General features: G+C 66.0%; 6 protein-coding genes and 1 pseudogene. 4 read left to right on the top strand and 3 right to left on the bottom strand.

The features are described from left to right. From efeB to Y706_RS0116925, 3 genes are all read left to right on the top strand, one after another. Positions 1-1,258: iron uptake transporter deferrochelatase/peroxidase subunit (gene efeB / locus Y706_RS0116935; RefSeq protein WP_028277534.1), on the top strand; the 1,258-nt coding region annotated here is incomplete at its 5' end. A 15-nt stretch (positions 1,259-1,273) separates the two neighbouring features. Then, entirely contained in the window at positions 1,274-1,753 is a 480-nt protein-coding gene (locus Y706_RS0116930; RefSeq protein ID WP_343213077.1) for a metalloregulator ArsR/SmtB family transcription factor, read from the top strand. Further along, complete coding sequence (locus Y706_RS0116925) at positions 1,753-2,202, top strand: SRPBCC family protein (RefSeq protein ID WP_028277532.1); 450 nt, start codon at positions 1,753-1,755, stop codon at positions 2,200-2,202. Before Y706_RS0116930 ends, Y706_RS0116925 begins: the two co-directional genes overlap by 1 nt. Positions 2,203-2,273: 71 nt before the next feature. Here the strand turns inward: Y706_RS0116925 and Y706_RS0116920 are convergent, their stop codons facing one another. Together Y706_RS0116920 and Y706_RS0116915 are read right to left on the bottom strand one after the other, a co-directional pair. Continuing rightward, on the bottom strand, positions 2,274-2,807 hold the full coding sequence (locus Y706_RS0116920; RefSeq protein WP_028277531.1) for a GNAT family N-acetyltransferase: 534 nt from the start codon (positions 2,805-2,807) through the stop codon (positions 2,274-2,276). A gap of 23 nt (positions 2,808-2,830) precedes the next feature. Then, positions 2,831-3,091, bottom strand: a complete 261-nt coding sequence (locus Y706_RS0116915) for a hypothetical protein (RefSeq protein WP_156945178.1) — start codon at positions 3,089-3,091, stop codon at positions 2,831-2,833. Positions 3,092-3,269: 178 nt separating this feature from the next. On the opposite strand from Y706_RS0116915, the gene Y706_RS28340 reads away from it, so the two are divergent. Continuing rightward, on the top strand, positions 3,270-3,527 hold the full coding sequence (locus Y706_RS28340) for a hypothetical protein (protein WP_084476211.1): 258 nt from the start codon (positions 3,270-3,272) through the stop codon (positions 3,525-3,527). 742 nt (positions 3,528-4,269) lie between these two features. On the opposite strand, the pseudogene Y706_RS29395 reads toward Y706_RS28340, so the two are convergent. After that, positions 4,270-4,527, bottom strand: a pseudogene (locus Y706_RS29395) (carboxylesterase/lipase family protein); the annotation flags it as partial.

Below are 4,527 nucleotides of genomic sequence, written 5' to 3'. Positions count from 1 at the left end.
CCGCGGGCTCCTGTCCCTGGCAGGAGCCGGCGGCGCAGGCGCCGTCGCCGGTCTGGCGGCTGGCTTCCTCAGCCACGACGCCGTCGAGGCCGCGGCACTCCCAGTGGCAAAGCCCGGCGACATCATCGCCTTCCACGGTGACCGTCAGGCCGGCATCGTCACGCCGGCCCAGGACCGCCTTCACATTGCAGCCTTCGACCTGGTCACGGAGGACCGTGCAGAGCTCATCCGGCTCCTGAAAGACTGGACGGCCGCCGCCGTGGCGATGACCGAGGGTCGCAGCACGGGCGGCAGCGGCGCCGTCGATGGCCCCTACGACGCCCCGCCCGAGGACACGGGTGAGGCCCTGGACCTCGGGGCCGGCAGACTCACCCTCACCTTCGGGTTTGGCCCCGGCCTGTTCGAGAAGGACGGCAAAGCCCGCTTCGGACTCGAGGGGCGCCGCCCGGACGCCCTGATCGACCTGCCACACTTCCCAGGCGACGACCTCCAGCCGGGACGCACCGGCGGCGACATCGTGGTGCAGGTCTGCGCCGACGACCCCCAGGTGGCCGTCCACGCGATCCGCAACCTTGCCCGCATCGGCTTCGGGCAGACGCGCGTCCGCTGGTCCCAACTCGGCTTCGGGCGGACGTCCTCCACGTCGAGGTCACAGGCCACCCCGCGGAACCTCTTCGGCTTCAAGGACGGCACCAACAACCTCAAGGCCGAGGACACCGCTTTGCTCGAGGAGCATGTGTGGGCAGGCCAGGGAACGCGCCCGGAAGAGGGCTGGATGGCCGGCGGCACGTACCTCGTGGCGCGCCGGATCCGGATGCACATCGAAATCTGGGACCGCACCTCACTGCGGGAACAGGAAGCGCTGCTCGGGCGCACCAAGGGCGCAGGGGCCCCGCTCTCCGGCGGCGAGGAATTCACCGCCCCCGACTTCCAGATCCAGGGTCACGGCGGGGAACCACTGATCCCGATGGACGCCCACGTCAGGCTCGCGCACTCGAGCCAGAACGACGGCGTCAAGATGCTCCGGCGCGGCTACAACTACGCCGACGGCTCGGACGGCCTGGGGCACCTCGACGCCGGACTGTTCTTCATCGCGTTCGTCACGGACCCCAGGACCCACTATGTGCCCATGCAGCTGGCCATGGCCAAGGAGGACACGCTGGCCCTGGAATACCTCAAGCACACCGGCTCGGGCCTGTTCGCGGTTCCGCCTGGCATCCGGGCGGGAGGCTTCATCGGCGAAGGTCTCTTCGCATGATGGCGGCAGTCACCGGTGCCGGCATGCCGCCGGGCCCAGCGGAACCCGGCGAACTCCACGGCCCGATCTTCCGGACCCCAGCACCAGCGGACCCGGCAGGCTGACAGGCAGCCAGAAAACTTGACCCGTAGGAAATATCCTACCTATTATTGGTCCGTGCCAGTCAGAACGAAAGATTCTCCCGCTGACCTTCTCTTCGGAGCGTTGGCTAACCCCACCAGGCGGGACATTCTGACGCTCCTCCTGGAAGGGCCACGAACCGCTGGCGAGATTGCCGAACGATATGACATGGCCCGACCAAGCGTGTCCGAGCATTTGAGGGTGCTGCTCGATCGGAACCTCGTCTCGGAGGAGCGGAGGGGACGGACAATTCGATATTTACTGACACCCGAGCCTCTTGCCGACGTTGCCTCGTGGCTGTCGCCTTTCGAGAAGTTCTGGCGCGCCCGCCTAAAAGACCTGAACCATACTCTCGAAAACCTGAAGGACACCTGATGTCATTGACGTTGACGGCCATAGAGCTCGACGAATTTCTCCCCCACCCGCCCGCAAAGGTGTGGAGGGCGCTCACGGAACCGGCCCTGATCGCGGCGTGGCTGATGGAAAACGACTTTGAACCCGTCATTGGGCACCGCTACACCATGCGCGGGACTCCTGTCCCGGCCGTAGGCTTCAGCGGTCTTGTCGCCAGTGAAGTTCTTGAAATTGACCCCGAACGGCTCCTGCGGATCTCCTGGCGGGACGCAGAAGCGGGCAACGACCTGAACAGCACAGTCACGTGGACCCTGGTCCCCGAGGGGGCAGGGACACGACTGTTCCTCATCCACGAAGGATTCGACCCGGAAGAGCCGAGCCATGTGATCGCTCACCGCATTATGGGTGGCGGCTGGCGCGGACAGATCCTCAAGAAGCTGACGGAAACGTTGGCCCAGATCGGGGAGTAAGGACTCGTCAGGTTGAGGCGCTGGCTCTGAACACGGCGCTGGACGGGAGCCTGACGCCGGGGAGTCCTCGGCTAGCTCCCGGCGGGGAGGATCCGGCTGTGGCGCTTCTCGGCCACCGCCGGATCGAATCTCGTATCTTCCAGGGTCCCTCCGTCGTCGAGCCAACGGCGGTTGGTGTAGAAGTTGATAGCCCGATCGTTGCCTTTCTCCACCCAGAGAAATGCCCGGTCATAGCCGAGTTCGATCAACCGTTGTTCCGCGGCCGCGAACAGGACGGAGCCTACGCCCTGCGCCCACCAGTCCGGATGCACGTTGATCGCGTGGAGCTGACCGGTTCCCGGGTCCGGGTCGCCGGCAGCAGGGCCGAGGATGGCGAACCCGGCAACCGCATCGGCGCTTTGGACGACGAGGTGAATGGTCCCTTGCCTGGGTTCAAGGATGTTTCGGCGCCAGGCGGATGCCGCGCGGTCGACGTCAAGACCGTCCAGGTATTCATCGGTCATGACGCCGCGGTAAGTGGCCCGCCAGGCCGCGATGTGGATCTCGGCCAGCCGTGCGGCGTCGTGCACGGTTGCGGCCCTGACGCTGATGTCCGGAGTGGTCATGGTCCAGAATCTATCAACTGCGGTCACCGGTGCCGGGCGGCGCGCGCGAGGCGGCGGGCAAGGTAGCCGATGACGAGGACGCTGGCTGCGGCGAGGAGCCACGTGCCCGCGGATCCAAGGGCCGGGCCGCTCGTGCAGGTGCTTGCGGCGCCGGATTCCGCCGTGTAGTCGATGCACTCGCCTGTCCGAAAGCCGAGAACCAAGGCGTCGACGGCGATCACCAACAAGATGGCACACACCCAGGGCCACATCGGACGCCGGCCGGGCCGAGGCGTTTCTTCCACGACCCTCTCCCCATCTCCGTAAATGGGCTAGCCCTTGGGACTCCTGGCAGACATCACACTAGGGCCGATTCCGGCAGCGCGGTACCCTGCATTAACACCGTGTCGGCCTCCACCGGCCACGTCGACCGCTGCGGACCGGGCCGGCCGAACGGAACCGTTTTCTGGAAAGGTCTACGCAATGTCAGAATCTGATCTTTCAGCACTCCGGGAGCGGGCTGCCCGCGGTGACAACGACGCCATCGGCGAGCTCATCGAGCTGGCCGCGGAGCGGGAAGACTTCGAGGAACTGCGACAACTTGCCGACGGCGGCAGCCGCGACGCTGAGGATCAGCTGGTTGAACTCGCAGCTGAGAAGGAAGACCTGGATGAGCTTCGGCGTCTGGCAGCTGCGGGCAATACAGACGCGGCCGAAGTTCTGGCCGAGCTCACTGAGTAGGCACTCCCGTATTTCGGCCGGGTTACCGCAGCTGAAATTGACTATGTCAATAGTCGCTGCAGCCTCTATGCTGCGCTGAGTCGCAAACGCGGCATCAACTCTGGGGGTTTGAAATTGGACCTTGGTCTGCTTGTCGCGGTTCTTTACTGGGCCTTTCCGGTGGCGGCGGTCTTCGTCCTGGCGCGAACCGTATTCCGGCTGAACACGTATCTGAAGCTGCGGATCGCACAGCTTCGCGCAGAGGCCGCGGCCGCTGACCCGGCAGAGCCACGACCCCAATTCCGTCCACAGGATTGATCAAATGTCGGCGATGATTCAAGGGAAAGTGCCCACGTGACGCCGAAAGGGCTGGTGGTGCGCGCAGCGAGGCCGGAAGACGCGGCCGAGGTGCGCCGGTTGTCCATTGCCTTCACTCCAGCCGCACAGGAGGTGCCGCCGGAGGTTTTCGATAGCCGTTTCGCCCGGTTCCTGGCCGATGGCTCATGGTGCCTCCCGGTGGCTCCGGCACGCACAAGGCTGCTCGGCTATGGCCTCGCTCAGGATTTCGGGCCAGGCCTGCGGGCTGACTTCACGACGGGCCGGGTCCATGACGTCTTTGTTGACCCCGGCACGCGGCTGGCCGGCACCGGCCGGGCCCTCATGAACTTCATCTTCGACTGGTCACGGGCCAGGCCACAGCCAATGATCCTGGACTGGCAGGCAAGTCCCTCCTCCAGCGCACGCCGTGTGAGGCCTCGGGAGTTCAGACCGAGCGGTACCGGAGCGAGCCGGGAATCTCTCCGCGTGATCCGAGGCCTTCCCCGTAGGCGAACCGTGCCCACAGCGCCCGCATCGCCCGGCCGTGGGCATTGACCTCGTCCCACGTCGCCCCCGCCAGGAGTCCGGCACCTTCCCACGTGCTCTGGTGGCCGAAGAGCAGGGGCAGGTCAACTGTGTGCGCGGCGCCATAGAGGTTTCCCGGTGCGCGCCAGGACAGCACGTAGCTGTGGGCCCGCCCGCC

The organism is Arthrobacter sp. I3, assembly GCF_000520575.1.
Lineage (GTDB): Bacteria > Actinomycetota > Actinomycetes > Actinomycetales > Micrococcaceae > Arthrobacter > Arthrobacter humicola_A.
The sequence above is the reverse complement of the archived record's forward strand: the minus strand, read 5'-3'. Positions and strand labels throughout refer to the sequence as shown.

Coding starts and splice junctions, on each gene's coding strand:
- Y706_RS0116925 (WP_028277532.1), top strand. CDS start 1,753: ATGTCATTGACGTTGACGGCCATAGAGCTCGACGAATTTCTCCCCCAC.
- Y706_RS0116920 (WP_028277531.1), bottom strand. CDS start 2,807: ATGACCACTCCGGACATCAGCGTCAGGGCCGCAACCGTGCACGACGCC.
- Y706_RS28340 (WP_084476211.1), top strand. CDS start 3,270: ATGTCAGAATCTGATCTTTCAGCACTCCGGGAGCGGGCTGCCCGCGGT.